16 protein-coding genes are annotated in these 18,760 nt (G+C 45.6%); 6 read left to right on the forward strand and 10 right to left on the reverse strand.

Annotated features, from left to right (window positions below; genetic code table 11):
• The coding region (locus AAFP11_RS04010) for a transaldolase family protein (protein WP_341735861.1) at positions 1-502 on the forward strand (502 nt) is incomplete at its 5' end.
• A 7-nt stretch (positions 503-509) separates the two neighbouring features.
• Here the strand turns inward: AAFP11_RS04010 and AAFP11_RS04015 are convergent.
• The 5 genes from AAFP11_RS04015 to AAFP11_RS04035 all read right to left on the reverse strand — a co-directional run bounded on the left by AAFP11_RS04015 (position 510) and on the right by AAFP11_RS04035 (position 6,906).
• A complete protein-coding gene (locus AAFP11_RS04015) occupies positions 510-2,579 on the reverse strand; it encodes a serine/threonine-protein kinase (protein WP_341735862.1) in 2,070 nt (689 codons plus the stop codon).
• Between the two features lie 520 nt (positions 2,580-3,099).
• Complete coding sequence (gene cax / locus AAFP11_RS04020; protein WP_341735863.1) at positions 3,100-4,221, reverse strand: calcium/proton exchanger; 1,122 nt, start codon at positions 4,219-4,221, stop codon at positions 3,100-3,102.
• Between the two features lie 171 nt (positions 4,222-4,392).
• Entirely contained in the window at positions 4,393-5,457 is a 1,065-nt protein-coding gene (locus AAFP11_RS04025) for a serine/threonine-protein kinase (RefSeq protein ID WP_341735864.1), read from the reverse strand.
• 500 nt (positions 5,458-5,957) lie between these two features.
• Entirely contained in the window at positions 5,958-6,497 is a 540-nt protein-coding gene (locus AAFP11_RS04030) for a GIY-YIG nuclease family protein (RefSeq protein ID WP_341735865.1), read from the reverse strand.
• 82 nt (positions 6,498-6,579) lie between these two features.
• Complete coding sequence (locus AAFP11_RS04035; RefSeq protein ID WP_341735866.1) at positions 6,580-6,906, reverse strand: hypothetical protein; 327 nt, start codon at positions 6,904-6,906, stop codon at positions 6,580-6,582.
• 156 nt (positions 6,907-7,062) lie between these two features.
• On the opposite strand from AAFP11_RS04035, the gene AAFP11_RS04040 reads away from it, so the two are divergent.
• Complete coding sequence (locus tag AAFP11_RS04040; RefSeq protein WP_341735867.1) at positions 7,063-7,857, forward strand: hypothetical protein; 795 nt, start codon at positions 7,063-7,065, stop codon at positions 7,855-7,857.
• Here AAFP11_RS04040 and AAFP11_RS04045 read toward each other — a convergent pair.
• Both AAFP11_RS04045 and AAFP11_RS04050 read right to left on the reverse strand, forming a co-directional pair.
• Positions 7,854-8,717: a sulfite exporter TauE/SafE family protein gene (locus tag AAFP11_RS04045; RefSeq protein ID WP_341735868.1), complete on the reverse strand. Its 864-nt coding sequence runs from the start codon at positions 8,715-8,717 to the stop codon at positions 7,854-7,856. The genes AAFP11_RS04040 and AAFP11_RS04045 overlap by 4 nt on opposite strands.
• A gap of 132 nt (positions 8,718-8,849) precedes the next feature.
• Entirely contained in the window at positions 8,850-9,692 is an 843-nt protein-coding gene (locus tag AAFP11_RS04050) for a pentapeptide repeat-containing protein (protein ID WP_340517451.1), read from the reverse strand.
• Between the two features lie 930 nt (positions 9,693-10,622).
• On the opposite strand from AAFP11_RS04050, the gene ilvD reads away from it, so the two are divergent.
• A complete protein-coding gene (ilvD, locus tag AAFP11_RS04055; protein ID WP_341735869.1) occupies positions 10,623-12,308 on the forward strand; it encodes a dihydroxy-acid dehydratase in 1,686 nt (561 codons plus the stop codon).
• Between the two features lie 143 nt (positions 12,309-12,451).
• Here ilvD and AAFP11_RS04060 read toward each other — a convergent pair whose 3' ends face one another.
• On the reverse strand, positions 12,452-12,982 hold the full coding sequence (locus AAFP11_RS04060; protein ID WP_341735870.1) for a hypothetical protein: 531 nt from the start codon (positions 12,980-12,982) through the stop codon (positions 12,452-12,454).
• An 88-nt stretch (positions 12,983-13,070) separates the two neighbouring features.
• Here AAFP11_RS04060 and AAFP11_RS04065 point away from each other — a divergent pair, with 88 nt between their 5' ends.
• Complete coding sequence (locus AAFP11_RS04065; protein WP_341735871.1) at positions 13,071-14,714, forward strand: GTP-binding protein; 1,644 nt, start codon at positions 13,071-13,073, stop codon at positions 14,712-14,714.
• A gap of 569 nt (positions 14,715-15,283) precedes the next feature.
• Entirely contained in the window at positions 15,284-16,213 is a 930-nt protein-coding gene (locus AAFP11_RS04070; protein WP_341735872.1) for a phosphoribulokinase, read from the forward strand.
• Between the two features lie 184 nt (positions 16,214-16,397).
• Here the strand turns inward: AAFP11_RS04070 and AAFP11_RS04075 are convergent, their stop codons facing one another.
• Entirely contained in the window at positions 16,398-16,583 is a 186-nt protein-coding gene (locus AAFP11_RS04075) for a hypothetical protein (RefSeq protein WP_340525833.1), read from the reverse strand.
• 134 nt (positions 16,584-16,717) lie between these two features.
• On the opposite strand from AAFP11_RS04075, the gene AAFP11_RS04080 reads away from it, so the two are divergent.
• Positions 16,718-17,674: an ABC transporter ATP-binding protein gene (locus AAFP11_RS04080; RefSeq protein ID WP_341735873.1), complete on the forward strand. Its 957-nt coding sequence runs from the start codon at positions 16,718-16,720 to the stop codon at positions 17,672-17,674.
• A gap of 193 nt (positions 17,675-17,867) precedes the next feature.
• Here the strand turns inward: AAFP11_RS04080 and AAFP11_RS04085 are convergent, their stop codons facing one another.
• The gene (locus AAFP11_RS04085) at positions 17,868-18,569 is read right to left on the reverse strand and encodes a Uma2 family endonuclease (protein WP_341735874.1); all 702 of its coding nucleotides are present in this window, start codon (positions 18,567-18,569) and stop codon (positions 17,868-17,870) included.
• Positions 18,570-18,760: the final 191 nt, after the last annotated feature.

The following is an 18,760-nucleotide window of genomic DNA, read 5'->3' on the forward strand; positions in this document are numbered from 1 at the left end:
GGCACAAATCATTCCAGGGGAATTGTATTATCAGCTAACAGCATCTGATTTTGATGGGATGGTAGCAGAAGGAAAAGCAGCTTTTGAATTAATTGGACAGCAAACAGTCTTAAAAATTCCCGCCACCATCCCCGGTTTCCAAGCAGTAGCACACCTATCACCGGAAATTCCTTGCGCGGTTACAGCTATTTACAGCCCCTCCCAAGCAGTTGTGTCAGCAGCCGCGGGGGCAAAATATGCGATCGCCTATGTGAATCGCGCCACCAGACTTTTGGGAGACGGTTTTGCCCTAGTCAGGGATATGGCAAATGTCTTGAAAAAAACTAATACTGAAATTTTAGCAGCTAGCATTAAATCGCCGGAAGAAGCAGTGCAGACTTTATTAGCTGGAGCACATCATTTGACATTGCCTTTGGATGTATTGCAGGCGATCGCCCTTCATGAATTGTCACAGCAAACTGTTGATGAATTTGCGAAAAATGGGCGCGGAATTGTTTCGTAATCTCGTTCTAAGGAATTCGCCAAATCTTAATCGTGCGATCGGGACTACCACTGACTAAGTTTTTGCTATTTTTACTAATCGCAATAGAATTCACAAACTGACTGTGACCAGAAAGAGTGCTTCTTTCTTGTCCGGTCTTGACATCCCAAACTATAATATCCGCACCACCACTGATTAAAGAGCGGTTATCCGGGCTAAAAGCGATCGCCCTGACCCAACTTCCATGCCCTTCCAGCGTGCGAGTCCGTTTGCCATTTTGTGCGTTCCACAAACGGATAGTATTGTCACTGCTACCACTAGCCACAACTTGCCCATTGGGGCTAAAAGCCACCGCATTCACAGCCCGCCCATGACCGGCGAGAATTCTTCTGACATCTCCGCTTTTGACATTCCACAAACGTACAGTCTTGTCTTCGCTGCCACTAGCCAAAGTTTGACCGTCTGGGCTAAAGGCGATCGCATTTACTCCTCCCCCGTGACCCATCAAAGTCAACAACTTACTTCCCGTTCTGACATTCCACAAGCGAACAGTTTTATCATCACTAGCACTAGCCATAGTCTGACCGTCTCGGCTGAAAGCGATCGCATTCACCCCGCGGCTGTGAGCGGGAATTGTCAGCATCCGCCGACCGTTTTTTAAATCCCACAAAATCACATTATTATCGTCGCCACCACTAGCTAAAATTTCGCCATTGGGACTCACTGCCAGAGCATTCACCGATTTTTTAGAATGCACTTGATTGAGCGTCTTCACCACCTCTCCCGTCGTCAGATTCCAAATTCTAATCGTGCCAAAACTGGCACTGACCAAAGTTTTACCATCCGCAGAAAGGGCGATGTTATTTACACTCCCGACATTATCCAAACTATTTTCCAAAAACTGACTGCTAGGCAAACTAGAAAGCAGCCACATGGGATTTGCCGGAAATACCTTATAACGCAGAGAACCGTAAATTTGAGACCCGCCCACAGCCACCAGTAACACAGCAGCGCCAGCCAGCAACTTGTTTTTCCACTCAAACCTGTCTGAACCAGACTTCTTCAAGCCAGAGCTCAGCGGTCTGAGCCGATTTCCCGAACTCTGCTTAGTCATCCCAGACACGCCAGGATTCGCCCGAATTTTAGTTTGACCAGTCGTCGGTAACTGAGTTGGCAACTCAGGCTCCCCCTCATCCAGATTAATTTCTTCCAAGCACTGTAAAACAACCTGTGGACTTTGAGGTCGATTTCCCGGAAAAGGCGCCATCAAATAGTCAATCACATTCGCCACAGGATCGGAAACTTGAGGAGCCCCTTTGCGCCACATCAATTTACCCGTGCGTGGATTCTCAGGAAAAGCCGTCGGTGGTTTCCCCGTCAGTAAATAAACAAAAGTGCGTCCCAGAGCAAAAAAATCTGACTGCGGAACGGCCTTACCATTGGTTTGTTCCGGCGGTGTGTAACCAGGAGAAACAATACCCGTCACATTTCCGCCCTGACCCACTTTGGCGAAATAAGTCGCCGACACTTCCCTAGCAGTCCCGAAGTCAATCAGCACCAACTGACCGTTTGGCTTGCACATAATATTGTGCGGCTTGATGTCCCTGTGAAAATAATTCAGTCTGTGAACCAGATCTAAAATTTCCGACAGTTGTTTCAACCAATTAACAGCCAGTTCTTGAGTAATCGGGCGACCCCGATGTTTCAGCCAGTCCTGCAAATTAGCACCGGCAATTTTCTCCATGATCAGACAGTGAAAAGACTCCGTGGTGTTAGCAGGGGAAAATATAAAATAACCGTCGCGGTCTACTTTCGGAATGCCCGGATGTCTCAGCCTGACCAATACGTCGGCTTCTTGCTTAAAAAGTTCTACAGCTTTGGGATGTTCTTTGAGGAGGACTTTGAGCACTTTTCGGGTGCCGTTGTCGTCCACTTCAAAAGTTTTACCAAAACCCCCGCCTCCGAGAGGGGCGACCAAGCGATATCTACCTTGCAACAAAAGTTCTGAACCGCAGTGAAGACACGCGGACTTACCAGCATTGGCAGGATCGGAGGGATTCGGGCATTTGGGATTGAGGCAATAACTCACAGAAGCCACATAACCCTAGTTGAGGTTGCTTTATCAATGTTTACTTTAACATCTTGATACTTTCAATTCAGATTTTCTCTGACATCTGGAGAGAATCCAAATATGACACACTCTTCAGAAATATCTTTGAGCATGGTATCTAACATTGCGATCGCACAACGACAGCGCTTTGTGTTTGTTTTTGTTGAAGACACCGGCAAAAATTGAAGACTAGGCTTATTAATTAGGCACGCTTCTATTTGCTGGTAATTAACGCTGTCATGGTCAGTTGAGACCTGTGAACGGATCGCACTTACTCTTCCATTGTACGATCGCAACGACCACTTGCAAAGGAAGACGGAAAAACGAAGCTGGAAGAGAGGGAAGAGGGGCACAGAGGGAGAGGGGGAGAGAGGGAGAGGGGGAGAGGGACTCGGCGGTTTCATTCTCAAGAAAACGATGATTGTTTAGGGGTAGCGCCTTTCTTTGCCTACCCCCCCATGCTTGCTGAGAATAAAACAGCCCTGCCCCTTCCCCCCTCCTTTTGCATCTAGGCAAGTCCGTCAATTACCGGGTGAAAATAGAACGCTAGGGCTAAAACTGCATAAGCTGCCAGCAGCAAAGTACCTTCGAGCCAGTTAGACTTACCGTCAGAACTGATCGAATTAGCAATCAGCACCGCTACCATCACCGCTACAAGCTCAAACGGATTAAAGTTCAAGTCCATCGGTTTTCCCAGGACAAAACCTGCCAAAACCAACACTGGAGCAACAAACAGAGCAATTTGCAAACTCGAACCAACCGCCACAGAAACCGACAAATCCATTTTATTTTTCATCGCCACCGTGACTGCTGTAGCGTGTTCAGCCGCGTTACCAATAATCGGAACTACAATCACCCCAGTAAACAATGCACTCAGTCCCAAACGGGCCGTTGCTTCTTCTAGAGTACCGACTAGCAGTTCGGACTCCGCAGCTACCATCAGGGTACACACCAACAGCACCCCAATCCACAGTGGTAGATTGACTTTGTGTTCGGGATTGTCTCCTGCTAAATTGCTGTCGGCTAGTCCTTCCAGGATTTCGCTCTCAGCTACCCCGGCATCGTAGAGATAGGTGTGAGTTTTCATGGAAAACAGCAGTGTCAGCACGTAAACTAGGATCAGGACTACCGCCACGGCGCTAGAGAGTGTTTGCATCGTCTCTGGATCGATGCCTTTCGAGGTGACATCAACTGCTGTCGGCACCAAAATTGCAATTACGGCTAAGTTCATCGCCGAAGCGTTCAAACGGGCGACTACGGGCTGAAATTCTTGTTCTTTGTAGCGCAAGCCACCCAGGAGCATGGCAAGTCCCATTACTAGCAGCAGGTTGCCGATAATCGAACCGGTGATGCTGGCTTTGACCACATCGATCAGTCCGGCATTCAAGGCGACGATGCCGATAATCAGTTCAGTGGCATTTCCGAAGGTAGCATTGAGCAAACCCCCCAAGTTTTCGCCTAGGACGACGGCGATTTCTTCGGTGGCAGTACCCATCCAGGCCGCTAGGGGGATGATGGCTAGGGCCGATGTGATGAAGATTGTGGAGGATTCCCATTCCAGGAAGTGTCCGGCAATGGAAATCGGGATAAATAGCAGTAGACTCGAAAGAATTGTTTTTGTGTTCAGCATTGAGATTTCTGAAAGGTTCCCAACACCAAATCATAGCTTGTGGATTTATGGAAAAAACGGGTTGGGACAGGGAATTTGGTGGTGAATTGCGATCGCCCGGAGTGGGCATTTGCTAATTAATTGATAACCAGGGCCTAAGTCAAGTGTTGTCATCTCAAGGATCTACCTCTCTTACTTATTGGGAATTAGCTGTTCTTGTTTGGCAAGAGGAATCAGTTTTTCCATGGAATAATTGAGATTGGTTTCTGGACTTTTAAGCACAAAAGCAAAACTTGCTAAAGCTCCCAGTAATCCCCCCAGTAAAGTAATTTTTTTGAAATCAATTAAATCTGCCCAAAAAGCTTGCTGACTATGGAATTTGAATTCGGCAACTGTGGGCAATGGCAGGGAAAATTCTGTGTCAGGAATCGCACTGAGCGCTCCTTGTATTTCTGCTAACATTTCCCTAGCAGTTGCATAGCGATCGCGCGGGTGAAACCGAATTGCCTTATCCAAAATTGCTGCCAAACTATAACTAATATTGCCAGCCAAATGCCGCCAAACAAACTCTCCTGTTTCCGCATCTACTTCTAATTCTTGAGGAATCTTCCCAGTTAGTAAATAAATCGCAGTCAATCCCAAGCTAAATAAATCACTAGCATAAATGGGTCGTCCGTTTGCCTGTTCCGATGCCATAAATCCAGGAGTACCTATCAGGATAGAGCGGGAATTTTCCGCAGAGTTCTCCGCGGTTGCCATCGTTTCTTTCACCGCTCCAAAATCAATCAGCACTGGCTGTCCATCTCGCTTTCTCAACAAAATATTGTCAGGCTTAATATCCCTGTGAATAATGCCATGAGCGTGAATATAATCAAGAATTTCCAATACACTGATTAATATGGATTTTACAGTTCCCTCGCTGCACAGTCCTTGTTCTTGTATCTTACGCGCCAGATTTTCCCCGTCAATCCATTCTTGAACTAAATAAAATTGCCCAGACTCTTCAAAATAAGCGTAAAGTTGGGGAATTCTATATTTCCGTTCGTTGAGTAGTTCCAAAATGGCAGCTTCCCGTTTAAACCGCTGTTGAACTAAATGTAAAATTTGAGGATTTTTAGCAGTAGGCTTTAACTGCTTGAGTACACAGCAGCGAGCTGAAGGCATTTGAGTATCTTGGGCTAGAAAAGTTTCCCCAAAACCCCCAGTGCCGAGTTTGGCAATAATGCGATAGCGGTTGTTCAAAAGAGTTGGTTTCATATCCATTGGGTATTTTGAATGTCAAGCAGATGTTCCAGGAAGAAGGCAGAAGGCAGATGCAACAATAGCAATACGATTTACATTCATAATATTTTGGCCCCGATCAGCCCAACTTGAGAATCAATGTTTTTTGTATGGGAGAAGGAAGAAGGCGCTTCGACGGAGTTTATCCTGAGCGTAGCCGAAGGGCTCAGGGGAACCGGGAAGAAGGGCAGAAACCGCTAATTAATTAGACATCTCCCATAATTATTGTGGAACAGGCATCCCTTCGACCCTTCGACTACGCTGGCTGACACCGCCTGCCTGTTCAAGACTCGCTTTTTAGGAGATGTCTAGTGGATTTACTTATTGCATCCCAAAAACTTGGTAACAACGCGCTTTCAGACCAGTCTGGTGTCCCTAACTATCTTAAAAATTCGCCTAAAACCAAATACCCAACTACACAGAAGCAGTCGGGTATTTAAGGGATAATTGAAAGGGGGTTCTGCTTTACTTCAAATTTACTTCAAATCTAGCAATCCGCTAGTTTTCAGTTTAGGATTAAATCGAATTTCTTCCGTAACACCACGGGATTTGAGTTGGGATAAGATTTCATTTTCTACCCGTCGCGCTACATTTTTCAACAATTTATCTTTGGCAAGTTCATCGATAATAATAGCTTCATAATTTGCTATTTCTTCGACTGTCATTACAGTTTTGGTATCGATGGGATCGTTCCACTTCCCAGCATCGACACCATTACCCGCAGGCTCCGAACCGTTTTCGGCAATCCAACTTTGTCGGATATTTTCTAGAATAGTGCGGTTTGGTCGATCGATTATTTGGACTTTCAGCCAGTAGCAGTGTTGGTGTTGGCGCACTAGATATTGTTTCAGGCTGAGGTAAATATCGCGAGAATATCCCACAAATTGGAGGACTTTATCGCTGTCGAAAATCGCGCAAACGCCTATTTTTCCATGTACAAATTCTGGTAATTTTCCCTCAGCATCGATGTAGGGAAAGAATTCTAAGCTAGCTAATGTGGGAATGTCTTCTGTCATTCTATTTGAGATTTTAGATGTAATATTTGATAGTTAAATCAGAGATTAACTAGGTTTGAGCTAATTGGTAAACTGTTTGTAGCTAAGTATTAAATACTCGATAAATGGCACAGAGCCGACTGGGCTTAAAGACTTTGGCTTGGAACATGAAATTAGGTGGCACATTCACGATCGCAAAATCGCTGTGATTGTGATACTTTTCAAACTCCGCAGGCATTCCCTTGGGAGTCTCGGTGCTGTAAGGGACTGGCTGAAAAAGTAAGTTGGTAAACTCAATGCGCGAGCAGTGCAATTGTTGTGCTACTTGTGTCTGGAAACTTTCAGCGGTTAATAAACTCAACAGTACAGCTTTAGCACTCGGTTCGAGGACAAAACTGCCGTCATAGCTTTCAATAATTTTGAGACCCATTTTTTTTATACCTCCTGACTGGTGGCTGACAAACTGATTTCTGATTTTGGATGTAGGATTTGGATGTAGGATTTTTGGTACAAGCTCTTGAGTTTAACCTAATCCCGATCGCAATCTACCACACGACTAAAAGGTTAATCCGCAACTATGCAGAAAATGAACGACGTATCATTCCCAGCCCTCAGAAGCTCCTCAAACCAGCGAGACTGGGTAGAAGTCGCAGAATACGCATCCATAGCCGGTTCAGCTATTGGCACGATTGTCGCAGCATTGTCAGGGCAAATTATCTACGCTGCGGCTCCTTTAACCGCTGCACTGTCGCTGAATTTCCTCAATCGCCAACGTTTCGAGCAAAAAATGCAGCAAAAGGCAAATTCTGCGATCGCAGGCGTAGAATTGACAGTAAAGTCCCTCCAACAGCAAGTTCAGACACTTCCGGGAGAATCGAAGGAACTCCATACCACCTTCTCTGACTTGCAGCAGCAACTTCGCAGTTTAGAATCCCACGCCATCCCTGATATACAGGCCACCCTGACTTCCCTGCAACAGCAAATGCAGGCGCATCCGGCTGACTCTGAGGAAATAGACACTATCCTCGGAGAGTTGCAGCAAAAACTCGTCCGTTTGGAAAATAGCGCCCTGAGAGAATTAGATTGGGAAAATGTGAATGTCCGGTTTTTGTTGATGGACGAAAAGTTAACGGAAGTTAAAAATATGACAGCAGAGTTGCAGCAGCGATCGGAGGAGATAGACTTTAATCAAATCCAAAGTTCCCTGGGCCAATTGCAAGTTTTGCTCGATCGACCCACCATAGATGTAGCGACACTGCAAACCGAGATTCAGCAATTGCAAGAGCAAGTTTCCCAATTGCAGCGACAAAATCAACAAATTGTCAAGCCTTATTTGCAGCGCCTGACTCGCGCCGTGAAGCAGCTATCAGTGAAAAGTTAAGTGTGAGTAAATTTTTGCCAAGCTTGCCAAAAAACATAAACCGATAAAAGCGCCAAGAGCGATCGAAAGGCTAAACTAACTAGACGATCGGATAATTTTGGCAAAAACCGAGTGCTAACCTGGGCACCCAACAATCCACCAGCGCCCAGAATCAAACCCACATTCCACAAAACATTCCCACGCGCCGCGTGTCCCAAAGTCGCTGAAATAGCAGTGATCACAATTACGCCCAAGCTCGTTTGAATAGCTGTTTTAATACTTTCTCCTAAGAGCAAAATTTGCAGTGGCACCATAATCACACCCCCGCCTACACCGAACAACCCTGCTAATAAACCAGCCAAACCACCAGTGGTAACTTTGGCCAAAGTTCGATTAAACAAAAAATGGGGATGATTCGGGATTCGGGAATCAGAAATCGGCAATGGGGAATTTTCCCCTTGTCCCGTTTCTCCTCCCATACCCTGTTGTCCCTCTGGCATTTTTTTTGCTTCTGTCAGATATTTGCGAACTTGAATTAAATAAATATTCAGTAACAGCAACATCCCAAAAGCAATTAACAACAAGTAAGGCGGAAATATTCCCGCCAAATAAACACCGATTTGTGCTGTTATTACCGCAGGAAAACCAATTCCTGCTACCTGACTCAAACTGAAGTAACCCATGCGCCAATTCTGGAAACTGCCAGAAATAGCTGTAATTACGATGGAATAACCGCTCGTAGCCACAGCTTCCACCGGCGCGTAGTTGAGAGCAACCAACAAAGGTACGAGCATCGTGCCACCGCCGATGCCCAAAAATCCTGCTAGAATTCCTGCCAAAAGTCCAGCCGCACCCAGAATCAATAATTCGCTGACAGTCATTAGTTAGTAGTTAGTAGTTATTTGTTATTTGTTATTTGTTATTTGTGATTCGCTTGGGGATGCTAATCACCAATAACTAATAACCAATAACATTTGTCAACGGTTAATGTTTAACACTCAACTTACAACTTTTTAAGCATCATTAGTTGTGCCGTCAGGCATAATCGCCCGTCTTAAATCTGCATCCCGGAAGTTAGCTCGATTGAGGTTAGCATCAATCAAAACAGTTTCTACGAGTACCGCTCCGCTCAAATTAGACCAACAAAGTTGTGCGCGATACAAATTAGCACCGCTCAAGTTAGCTCCCCGGAGGCTAGACCAACTGATATTAGCTACTCTCAAATTAGCATTATTAAGATTAGCTTCGCTGAGATTAGCACCAATCATTTTTACTTCGCGCAAGTCTGCACCAGTCAGGTTGGCTCCGGTGAGAATTGCCCCGCTGAGAATTGCCTTTGTCAGATTAGCTCTTTCCAAAACCGACTCGCTCAGGATAGCATTTGTCAGGTTTACCGCTTTGAGAGTTGACCAACTCAAATTGGCTTTCATCAAATTAGTGCGGATCATGCTAGCGTCCGTTAAGTTGGCTGCAAACAAATTCGCTTCAGTAAAGTTGGCTTCGGTCAAATTAGCTTCCGTCAAGTTAGCCTTGCTCATGTTGACTTCCCTCGCCATTGAGCCACGCAGGTTCGCTCCAGTAAGGTTGGCACCACTCAGATTAGCGCGACTCAAATCAGTTCCAATCAAATTTGCTTCGCAGAGGTTAGCTTCAGTCAAGTCCACCCCAGCCAGTTTCACCTCGCGCAGGTTGGCTCCGGTGAGGTTAGCACCTTTGAGATTCGCCTGCTGGAAATTGGCTCTGGTAAAGTTAGCCTCGCTGAGGTCTACCCCTTTGAGGTCAGCCCCCGCGAGGTTAATCTCTCGAAAAATTCTTTCTCCGGCCGCATATTGCCTCAGAATTAGATCGGCCTCCATGTGATTCGCCTCGCAATTTTTTGTTTCAAACGTTTGAGAGTGATGGGTCATACCATACACATCATCCCAGATAACCAGGGTATTCACCCTGTACACTGTAGTATCAGTATCGGTAAAATTTTTGCAAGGCTCAAAGTATTGTGTACCTCGATGGGGAAATGGGGTTTAAAACCCCGTTACTTCGGCTACGCGGTTGGCCCGCTCCGCCAAAGGGCAGCACATCGCCCGATAGGAAGCCTTGAATTGTAAAGCTTTGTTACGCCACCAACTCTTATACGCTAGAACTTGTAGCATAATGTGGGAGGTAGAATAATGCTAGTTTTTGAATTCAAAGCCTAGGGAAAATCTAGTCAGTTGACGGCAGTAGATGAAGCAATTCGTACCACCGAGTTTGTCGGCAATAGCTGCATACGCTATTGGATGGACAACAAAAAGGTGGGTAAATACAACTTAAACAAATACTGCGCTATGTCAACGTCGGATATCTAGAAAAATAAAAGGTTCAAAAAATAGCGGCAAAGCCAGACAGATTTTAAGTAACCGCCACCTCAAAATAAATAGGCAATCGTATTGTACCATGCAATCAAACTTGCAAGGTGCGTAGTGAGCGTCAAACGAGAAGATAGCCTAGGTCGATTTGAGAATTAAAAATATGGCTAATAATCCCTGTCTGGCTAAGTCTATTAACGACGCATCTTGATATCAGTTTCGCATCTGGCTCGAATGCTTTGGAAAGGTATTTGAGAGTTGGAAAAATCTCAAATAGTGGCAAAAGGTAGTAGAAAGATCGACTCTAAATCAGCAAGAGCGATGATGAATTGGGAATTTTATTGAGTGTGCTATCTTGGGATTGTTTCGGAATGTCGGAGATTGTCCCAATTAAAAGTATCACTGTCAAGTGAAGCATGATGAATGTAGGAGTATGTCACAATGCCTGAAAATTTGAGAAGCCAAGCTGTGACTGGAGGCGTACAGCGTGCGCCCAACCGGGCGATGCTGCGGGCTGTTGGTTTTGGTGATGGCGATTTCACTAAACCGATTGTGGGAATTGCTAACGGGTACAGTACGATTACACCCTGCAATATGGGATTGAACGAACTGGCTATGCGGGCGATTGCGGCTACAAAGGAAGCGGGCGCGATGCCACAGATGTTTGGTACGATTACGATCAGCGACGGGATCTCGATGGGAACTGAAGGGATGAAATATTCTCTGGTGTCGAGAGACGTGATTGCTGATTCTATCGAAACTGTTTGCAATGGTCAAAGTATGGACGGTGTGCTGGCTGTGGGCGGTTGCGATAAGAATATGCCGGGGGCGATGATTGCGATCGCCCGCATGAACATTCCTGCTATTTTTGTCTACGGTGGCACCATTAAACCAGGACACCACAACGGACGGGATTTAACTGTGGTCAGCGCTTTTGAAGCTGTCGGTCAATTCAGCGCCGGCAAGATTGACGAAGAGGAACTCACCGCAGTAGAACAAAAAGCTTGTCCGGGCGCTGGTTCCTGCGGTGGAATGTTCACAGCAAATACCATGTCGAGCGCCTTTGAGGCGATGGGGATGAGTTTGCCTTATTCTTCGACAATGGCTGCTGAGGATGCTGAAAAGGCTGACAGCGCGGCAGAATCGGCAACCGTTTTGGTGGAAGCGATTCGCCAACAGTTGCTACCTAGCCAAATTTTGACTCGTAAAGCCTTTGAAAATGCGATCGCGGTGATCATGGCAGTAGGCGGTTCAACCAATGCTGTGCTCCATTTATTAGCTATTTCCAATGCGATGGGTGTTGAACTGTGCCTCGACGATTTTGAAACAATTCGAGCCAAAGTTCCCGTGCTGTGCGACCTCAAACCCAGCGGTAAATATGTAGCGACAGATTTGCACAAAGCCGGCGGCATTCCCCAAGTAATGAAAATGCTGCTAGAAAAAGGTTTACTCCACCCAGATGCGCTCACAATCACAGGAAAAACAGTTGCCGAAGTATTAGCAAATATTCCTGCGGAACCTCGCACCGACCAAGATGTGATTCGTCCTTGGAACAATCCACTTTACGCTCAAGGACACCTGGCAATTCTCAAAGGAAATTTGGCAACAGAAGGAGCCGTTGCTAAAATTACCGGAGTCAAAAAACCGACAATTACCGGCCCGGCGCGAGTATTTGAATCTGAAGAAAATTGTCTGGATGCTATTTTGGCAGGCAAGATTCAAGCGGGAGATGTGATTGTGATCCGCTACGAAGGGCCAAAAGGCGGGCCTGGAATGCGGGAAATGCTAGCACCAACTTCTGCAATTATTGGCGCTGGTTTGGGTGATTCCGTAGGGTTAATTACGGACGGCCGTTTTTCTGGCGGGACTTACGGCATGGTTGTCGGTCACGTTGCACCGGAAGCACAAGTTGGTGGCACAATTGCTCTGGTAGCAGAGGGTGATTCAATCACAATAGATGCTCAAAATCGCTTGTTGCAACTCAATGTTTCTGAGGCCGAATTGGAGCAACGACGGACTGCTTGGCAAGCTCCTGGGCCGCGTTATACCAGGGGAGTTTTGGCTAAATACGCTAAGTTGGTTTCTTCTAGCAGTATTGGTGCTGTTACTGATTTAGGTTTGGGTTAAAGAAGGAATAGGGAATAGGGAATAGGGAATAGGGAATTGGGAATAGGGAATTGGGAATAGGGAAGAAAGTCCTTCGACTTCACAATGCCCAATTCACAATGCCGAATTCCCAATTCCCCATTCCCCCATTCCCTATTCGCAAATTAACTGCGGTGAGTTAAGAAGCGACTAGCCATGGAAATTGTGTCTGTAATATCTACATCGCCGTCTCCATCTGCATCTAAAAACGCATTCAAAACCGAATTTCCCCCAGAGGCAGGATTCTGGGTGTTGCTGCCGGTTTGCAACAAATTGAGCACTAGGGGTACTAAAACCGGTATCATCGCTTGGACTGTGGAGTTATTCAAGCCGGTTCTTTGAGCGATATCCTGAACTATTTGGGTTAACTGGTTGTTTCCGAATAAACTTTGTACTGCTTGCGGATTGGGATTTGTGCCGCTAAATTGGTTGACAACTTGCTGTGCTTGTGCATCTCCAGATTGCGATCGCACGTCTTGTAAAGCCGATCGCACGTAGCCGCCCAAAACCGACATTGCTAACTCAGTCGTGCCCGCATCGACGCCCTGGTTGCCGCTCAACTGTTCTACAGCACTCAGAATACCGCCCAACTGATTGGGACTTGCTTGTTGGTTGGGATTGTCGATCGCACTTAAAATTTGGTCAAATAGTCCCATAATTTTGGTTCCTTACTATGATTACTCAACTATAGAAAATAAAATGTAAAAATCAAAGCATCAAGCTTTTTATTGGTCGCTCTCGCTCATGTCTTTGCCACGTCTGTTAACATTAATCGCGACTATCTGCCTCACCCTGGGGCTGGTTATTGGGCTGGTCAGTTCCTTAACTGGACTTTATACTCAAGTTGCGTGGTCTGCGTCTCCACTGCTGGCTAATTTGCTGATTTTGGCGATCGTGGTACTTTTGGGTACGCTAATATTTGCGATTGTTTATTACTTGAATCTGCTAAAAATTCCTCAAAAAACTAAGGGAAAACGGGTGATTAAGCCCAAGGTTCCGGTGATAAAAAGTGAAGCTGCTACAGAAAATTTGAAAGCAATTCGGCAACAAGTCGATCGCATTCAAGATGAAGTAGCACGGCAAGCTTTGCTGTTGAGAGCGCGAGAAATAGAAGCTAGTATGGCTCGTGGTAGCATTCGGATAGTCGTGTTCGGTACTGGTTCTGCGGGCAAAACTTCTGCGGTGAATGCCCTGGTGGGAAGGATGGCGGGACAGGTAGGCGCGCCGATGGGAACTACGGAAGTTGAAGCAACTTACACTCTCAAATTGAAAGGGATCGATCGAGAATTAGCAATTACTGATACCCCAGGCATCTTAGAAGCGGGAGTAGCGGGCACCTACAGGGAGGAGTTGGCAAGACAGTTGGCGGCGAGGGCTGATTTGATCTTATTTGTTTTGGATGGCGATTTGCGAAAATCTGAATATGAACCCCTGCGGAATTTGGCGGAAATTGGCAAAAGGTCGATCGTAGTTTTTAATAAAATAGACCTTTATCTCGACAGCGACAGAGATGAAATTCTCTCTAGACTCCGGGAACGAGTTAAGGGTTTGGTAGCGGCAATGGATGTGGTAGAAATTAGCGCTAATCCTCAACCAGTCAGGCTGGAAAACGGCACAATTTTTCAGCCTGACCCGGATATTATGCCATTAATTCGGCGCGTTGCTGCGATTTTGCGAGCGGAAGGAGAAGATTTAATTGCTGATAATATTTTGTTGCAATCTCAGCACTTGGGAGACCAAGCTCGCAAGTTAATTGATGCTCAAAGGCGCCGGCAAGCTGATAAGGTAGTAGAGCGATTTCAGTGGATTGGGGCAGGAGTCATTGCAGTCACGCCTTTGCCAGTGGTAGATTTACTGGCAACAGCAGCAGTTAACGCTCAAATGGTAGTAGAAATTAGCAAGATTTATGGTTGTGAATTAAATATCGATCGTGCTAAAGAATTGGCATTCTCTCTGGCAAAGACATTAGCTAGTTTGGGGATAGTTGAAGGTGTAATTCAAATAGTGTCAAGGGCACTTCAGTTAAGTGTAGCTGGGTTTGTACTTGGCAAGGCTATTCAAGCAGTTAGTGCAGCTTATTTAACTAGAATTGCGGGTAAAAGTTTTATTGAATATTTTCGCCATGACCAAGATTGGGGTGACGGTGGGATTGCGGAAGTAGTGCAAAGGCAGTTTCAATTAAATCGGAAAGATGAGTTTGTGAAGGCTTTTGTTAAAGATGCGATCGCCCGCGTCGTCGAACCTTTGAATATTTATCAAAAGTCAGAAGAATCAGAATTAGAAATAGTACCAGAATTAGAATCAAAAATAGAACCGGAACCCTTGTATCGTTCCCAGGAATATGAAGATTGGGAAACTTACAGTAACAAACAAAAGGATGAGTGGTAATTGGGCATTGGTAGTTGGGTATGGGGCATGGGCATTGGTGTCAACTTAACGTCAAACCCAGTCAGAGACTGCTGTTTGACTATTAAGGCCAGATCCCCCCTAGCCCCCCTTAAGAAGGGGGGGACAGGAGTCTTCTCTTTCGTCCCCCTTCCCCCCTTGGGGGGGTGGGGATTTAGGGGGATCTAGACTTGGCGTAAAACCCAGATTTCTCAAGGGTCTCAGGCTTAAGTTGACACCAATGGGGCATGGGGAACCCCCCCTGACCCCCCCACCCTGCCTGCCCCCAAGGGGGATGGGGGAAGGGCATGAGGCATGGGGCACAGGAAGTTTTTTCCCTGAGCGAAGTCGAAGGGTCTTCTTCCTTCTTCCTAAATTTCCCCCCTTGGGGGGGCTGGGGGGGGTGACTTCTTCCTTCTTGCTTCTTCCTAAATTTCCCCCCTTGGGGGGGGGCTGGGGGGGGTGACTTCTTCCTTCTTCCTTCTTCCTTTCTTAAGCGATCGCATCGAACACAATTTTGATAAGATTTAAAGTTTACAACAAAAATTAGTATTGTTTGGCGGGGGAAAAACATGAGCGATCGACCAATCATTCTGGGTATTGTCGGAGACAGCGCAGCAGGCAAAACCACCCTGACCAAGGGAATTGCACAAGTATTGGGACCAGAAAATGTCACCATTATTTGTACCGATGACTATCACCGCTACGACAGGACGCAGCGGGCCCAAATAGGGCTCACAGCATTGCATCCTGACTGCAATTACCTAGATATCATGCAACAGCACCTAAGTCTGTTACGTACCGGTCAAGCTATTCTCAAACCCATTTATAATCACAGCACAGGTACATTTGACCCCCCGGAATACATCAAGCCCAGCAAATTTGTGATAGTGGAAGGTTTGCTGGGTTATTCAACTCGTGCAATCCGCGATTCCTATGACGTAAAAGTGTATCTTGCTCCCCCAGAAGAACTGCGAACTCAGTGGAAAGTTAAGCGCGATATTATGAAGCGTGGCTATACTGAAGAACAGGTACTCGCCGAAATGAAAAAGCGGGAAAATGATTCGGAAGACTTTATTCGTCCCCAGCGCAAGTTTGCTGATGTTGTCGTTACTTTTTACTTACCAGAAGAGGACAATGAAGTAAATTTGAGCGTCCGTTTAGTGCTGAGACCGACCATTCCTCACCCAGATTTTACTGAGATTTTAAGCCAAGGTAGTGATAATTTTAAACCGGCAATTCGCTTAGAGCTCGATCGGGATATGGGAAAACCCGTTGATGTCTTGGAAGTAGACTCCCACGCTACTAGCGAACAGGTAAACGAATTGGAAAAGATTTTGTGTAACGAAATGCCACATTTGCGAGGCTTTTGCTCGACCGAAGGCAATTCTGAAATTGGTAAACTTGTGGGTACAACTGGCGAAGTTTTGCAAAGTTACCCGTTAGCTTTGACTCAACTTTTGATTGCTTATCACATGATTAAAGCAATTCATTTATATTAGTTGTTAGTTATTTGCGGTGCCCTGAGCGTAGTCGAAGGGTTATTGGTTATTTGTTATTAGTGGTTATTGATTTTGTTGTTTCTAGTCAGTGGTTCCAATTCCCATTGCCAATTATAAGAACTGCAAATGCTCTTGATGCGCTTTCCTAATGGCTCTGTATTCACAAATAACCAATAACCAATGACTACCCTAGCCAAGTAGGGTTAGCAGTCGCTAATTGCTGAATTTCCACTGATACTGGCAATTGACTTTGGGGTGCGGGAACCATTTCGCCTCGGAAGTCCAGGAGAGTGACGAGCAGCAGATAGCCCAGTGCTAATACTATAGAAAACACGCCTGTGATAATAGCAATAATTTTTGAACGTTCCATATTCAGTAATAATTAGGTACAGCTAATATAAGCTTAACATTAAAGGGAGTAATGATTACAGGACTTATGGAATAGAATATAATCAGGTGCTACTTATTTATATGACGAAAATGGAACCTCTTATAGATGCGCCAATGACTATCGAGATGCCCACCGCGCCACCAGTAGTGGAAACATTTAATCTGGGGAAGTTCTACCGTACTGGCTTCTGGATGAACCAAAAAATTGAATCGCTGAAGAATTGTACTCTGACTATCTCTGAGGGCGAAACTTTCGGGCTGTTAGGACAAAATGGGGCGGGGAAAACTACCCTGCTGAAAACTTTGCTGGGTATAGTACGGCCTACTTCTGGTAGGGCGCTGTTGTTGGGGAGGCCTTTGGGCGATCGCGCGGTGAAGCAACGAGTCGGCTATTTGCCAGAAAATCCCTATTTTTACGATTATCTCACGGGCTGGGAATTTCTGCAATTTGCAGCGGGTTTGTTTCAAATTCCGCCGTCGATTCAGCGACAGCGAATTCCGCATTTGCTAGACTTAGTTGGCCTAGCTCAATCGGCGGCAATCAAAAAGCAATTGCGGCAGTATTCTAAGGGTATGCTGCAAAGAATTGGTATGGCTCAAGCTTTAATTAATAATCCAGAGGTGGTATTTTTAGATGAGCCGATGTCGGGTTTAGATCCGATGGGACGCTATCAGATGCGGGAGATCATTTTATCGCTGAAAAGTCAAGGAAAAACGATTTTCTTTAATTCTCATATACTTTCAGATGTGGAGAAGATTTGCGATCGCGTGGCAATTTTGGCCAGAGGTGAGTTAATCTGTATTGGGGCGATCGATGAACTATTGGGTAATACTAAAACTTACCGGGTTGAAGGTAGGGGAGGCCATTTGAATATTCTGAAAAAATGGATACCGGATCTGGAAGTTGATAATGATGTGTGGTACGGTCATTTGCAGGGCGATACGAAGCAGTTTATGTCTAGTCTGAGTGCTACGGGAGGGCAGTTGATTGGCATGAATTTGGCTAAGCCTAGTTTGGAAGAGTTTTTTATGCAGCAACTGCAAGAAAGAGGGATATATTCTAGTAGTTGAAGTCAATAAGTTGAAACCTAGAAACTCGGCGGTTGAAACCGCGTCTACACAAACAATGTCCGCCTGCGCGGACTAGAGAAACGGGCTCTTCGGCCCGTTTGATTGAGGCAAAACTTCGATCGCAATTGTACCAGTAATGCGATCGGGATTTATTTGACTCATATCAACCTCGCTACTCTCTCAAGAAAAATTGCTAAATTGTATCAGGGTCAATATTTAATTCTCGCAGTTTTGCCGCTAGGCGATCGGCACGTTGTGTCTGTTGTTCAGCACGTTGTGTCTCTGTTTGAGCCACCTCTTCCGGGCTGGGAATCAGTTCTCCTGCTGTTGTGAACAAACGCAATTTTTGGTCATGTATTCCCAGATATAAATCTAGTTGTTGACTGAACAAATGTCCTTGGGAATTTGGTTCTAGCGGTTGGTATTCGCCATCGATTAAATGAAACCCAGCAAATTCTAAAGTATACGGATCGAACCAGAAATAATCATGGGTGCGAAACGTATTTTGATAAAGTAGTTTCTTGAAATTTCTGTCAGTTGCCGCTGTTGTTGGCGACAGAATTTCGACAATTACATTAGGATATTTGCCATCTTCTTCCCAAACAGCCCAACTTTTACGAGCTTTTCGTTCGGTTCCCAAAACTACAAAAAAGTCTGGGCCTCGACACAATTCAGATTTAAGCTGGCGGGGACTGTAGTAGATGGTAAGATTGCCAACAGCATAGAAGTCATTTCTGTCTTGCCACAGCCATTCTAAGCATTGCAGCAATAGGATGATTTGTCGGAGATGAAGTTCGGTTTCCACAGGAGGTTCGTCACTATATAAGTCACCTGGGGGAAAGATAACATTTTCTTGGATGTCTTGGGAAGGGGGTAGCTCTTGAACTGCTGTCATGACTCTTGGGTTGGGGTTAAGAGGCTTTGTATTTATTTTAGCGTTGGAGTGCGATCGCTATTGATAATTTTAACATTATAATGTCAAGCCGACAGTCTTTTTTGTTTGTATCGAAGTCTAGATCCCCCCTAACCCCCCTTAATAAGGGGGGGACAAGAGTATTTGTCTTTCGTCCCCCCCTTGTTACCTTA

Origin of the sequence: Microcoleus sp. CAWBG640 (assembly GCF_020883015.1) — a bacterium.
Classification (GTDB): Bacteria; Cyanobacteriota; Cyanobacteriia; order Cyanobacteriales; family Microcoleaceae; genus Microcoleus; species Microcoleus anatoxicus.

Excerpts from the sequence above, each read along its gene's own strand:
- AAFP11_RS04060 (WP_341735870.1), bottom strand. The coding sequence starts at position 12,982 with ATGGGACTATTTGACCAAATTTTAAGTGCGATCGACAATCCCAACCAA.
- ilvD (WP_341735869.1), top strand. The coding sequence starts at position 10,623 with ATGCCTGAAAATTTGAGAAGCCAAGCTGTGACTGGAGGCGTACAGCGT.
- AAFP11_RS04045 (WP_341735868.1), bottom strand. The coding sequence starts at position 8,717 with ATGACTGTCAGCGAATTATTGATTCTGGGTGCGGCTGGACTTTTGGCA.
- AAFP11_RS04070 (WP_341735872.1), top strand. The coding sequence starts at position 15,284 with ATGAGCGATCGACCAATCATTCTGGGTATTGTCGGAGACAGCGCAGCA.
- AAFP11_RS04085 (WP_341735874.1), bottom strand. The coding sequence starts at position 18,569 with ATGACAGCAGTTCAAGAGCTACCCCCTTCCCAAGACATCCAAGAAAAT.
- AAFP11_RS04040 (WP_341735867.1), top strand. The coding sequence starts at position 7,063 with ATGAACGACGTATCATTCCCAGCCCTCAGAAGCTCCTCAAACCAGCGA.
- cax (WP_341735863.1), bottom strand. The coding sequence starts at position 4,221 with ATGCTGAACACAAAAACAATTCTTTCGAGTCTACTGCTATTTATCCCG.
- AAFP11_RS04065 (WP_341735871.1), top strand. The coding sequence starts at position 13,071 with ATGTCTTTGCCACGTCTGTTAACATTAATCGCGACTATCTGCCTCACC.
- AAFP11_RS04075 (WP_340525833.1), bottom strand. The coding sequence starts at position 16,583 with ATGGAACGTTCAAAAATTATTGCTATTATCACAGGCGTGTTTTCTATA.
- AAFP11_RS04080 (WP_341735873.1), top strand. The coding sequence starts at position 16,718 with ATGACTATCGAGATGCCCACCGCGCCACCAGTAGTGGAAACATTTAAT.
- AAFP11_RS04035 (WP_341735866.1), bottom strand. The coding sequence starts at position 6,906 with ATGGGTCTCAAAATTATTGAAAGCTATGACGGCAGTTTTGTCCTCGAA.
- AAFP11_RS04025 (WP_341735864.1), bottom strand. The coding sequence starts at position 5,457 with ATGAAACCAACTCTTTTGAACAACCGCTATCGCATTATTGCCAAACTC.
- AAFP11_RS04030 (WP_341735865.1), bottom strand. The coding sequence starts at position 6,497 with ATGACAGAAGACATTCCCACATTAGCTAGCTTAGAATTCTTTCCCTAC.
- AAFP11_RS04050 (WP_340517451.1), bottom strand. The coding sequence starts at position 9,692 with ATGGAGGCCGATCTAATTCTGAGGCAATATGCGGCCGGAGAAAGAATT.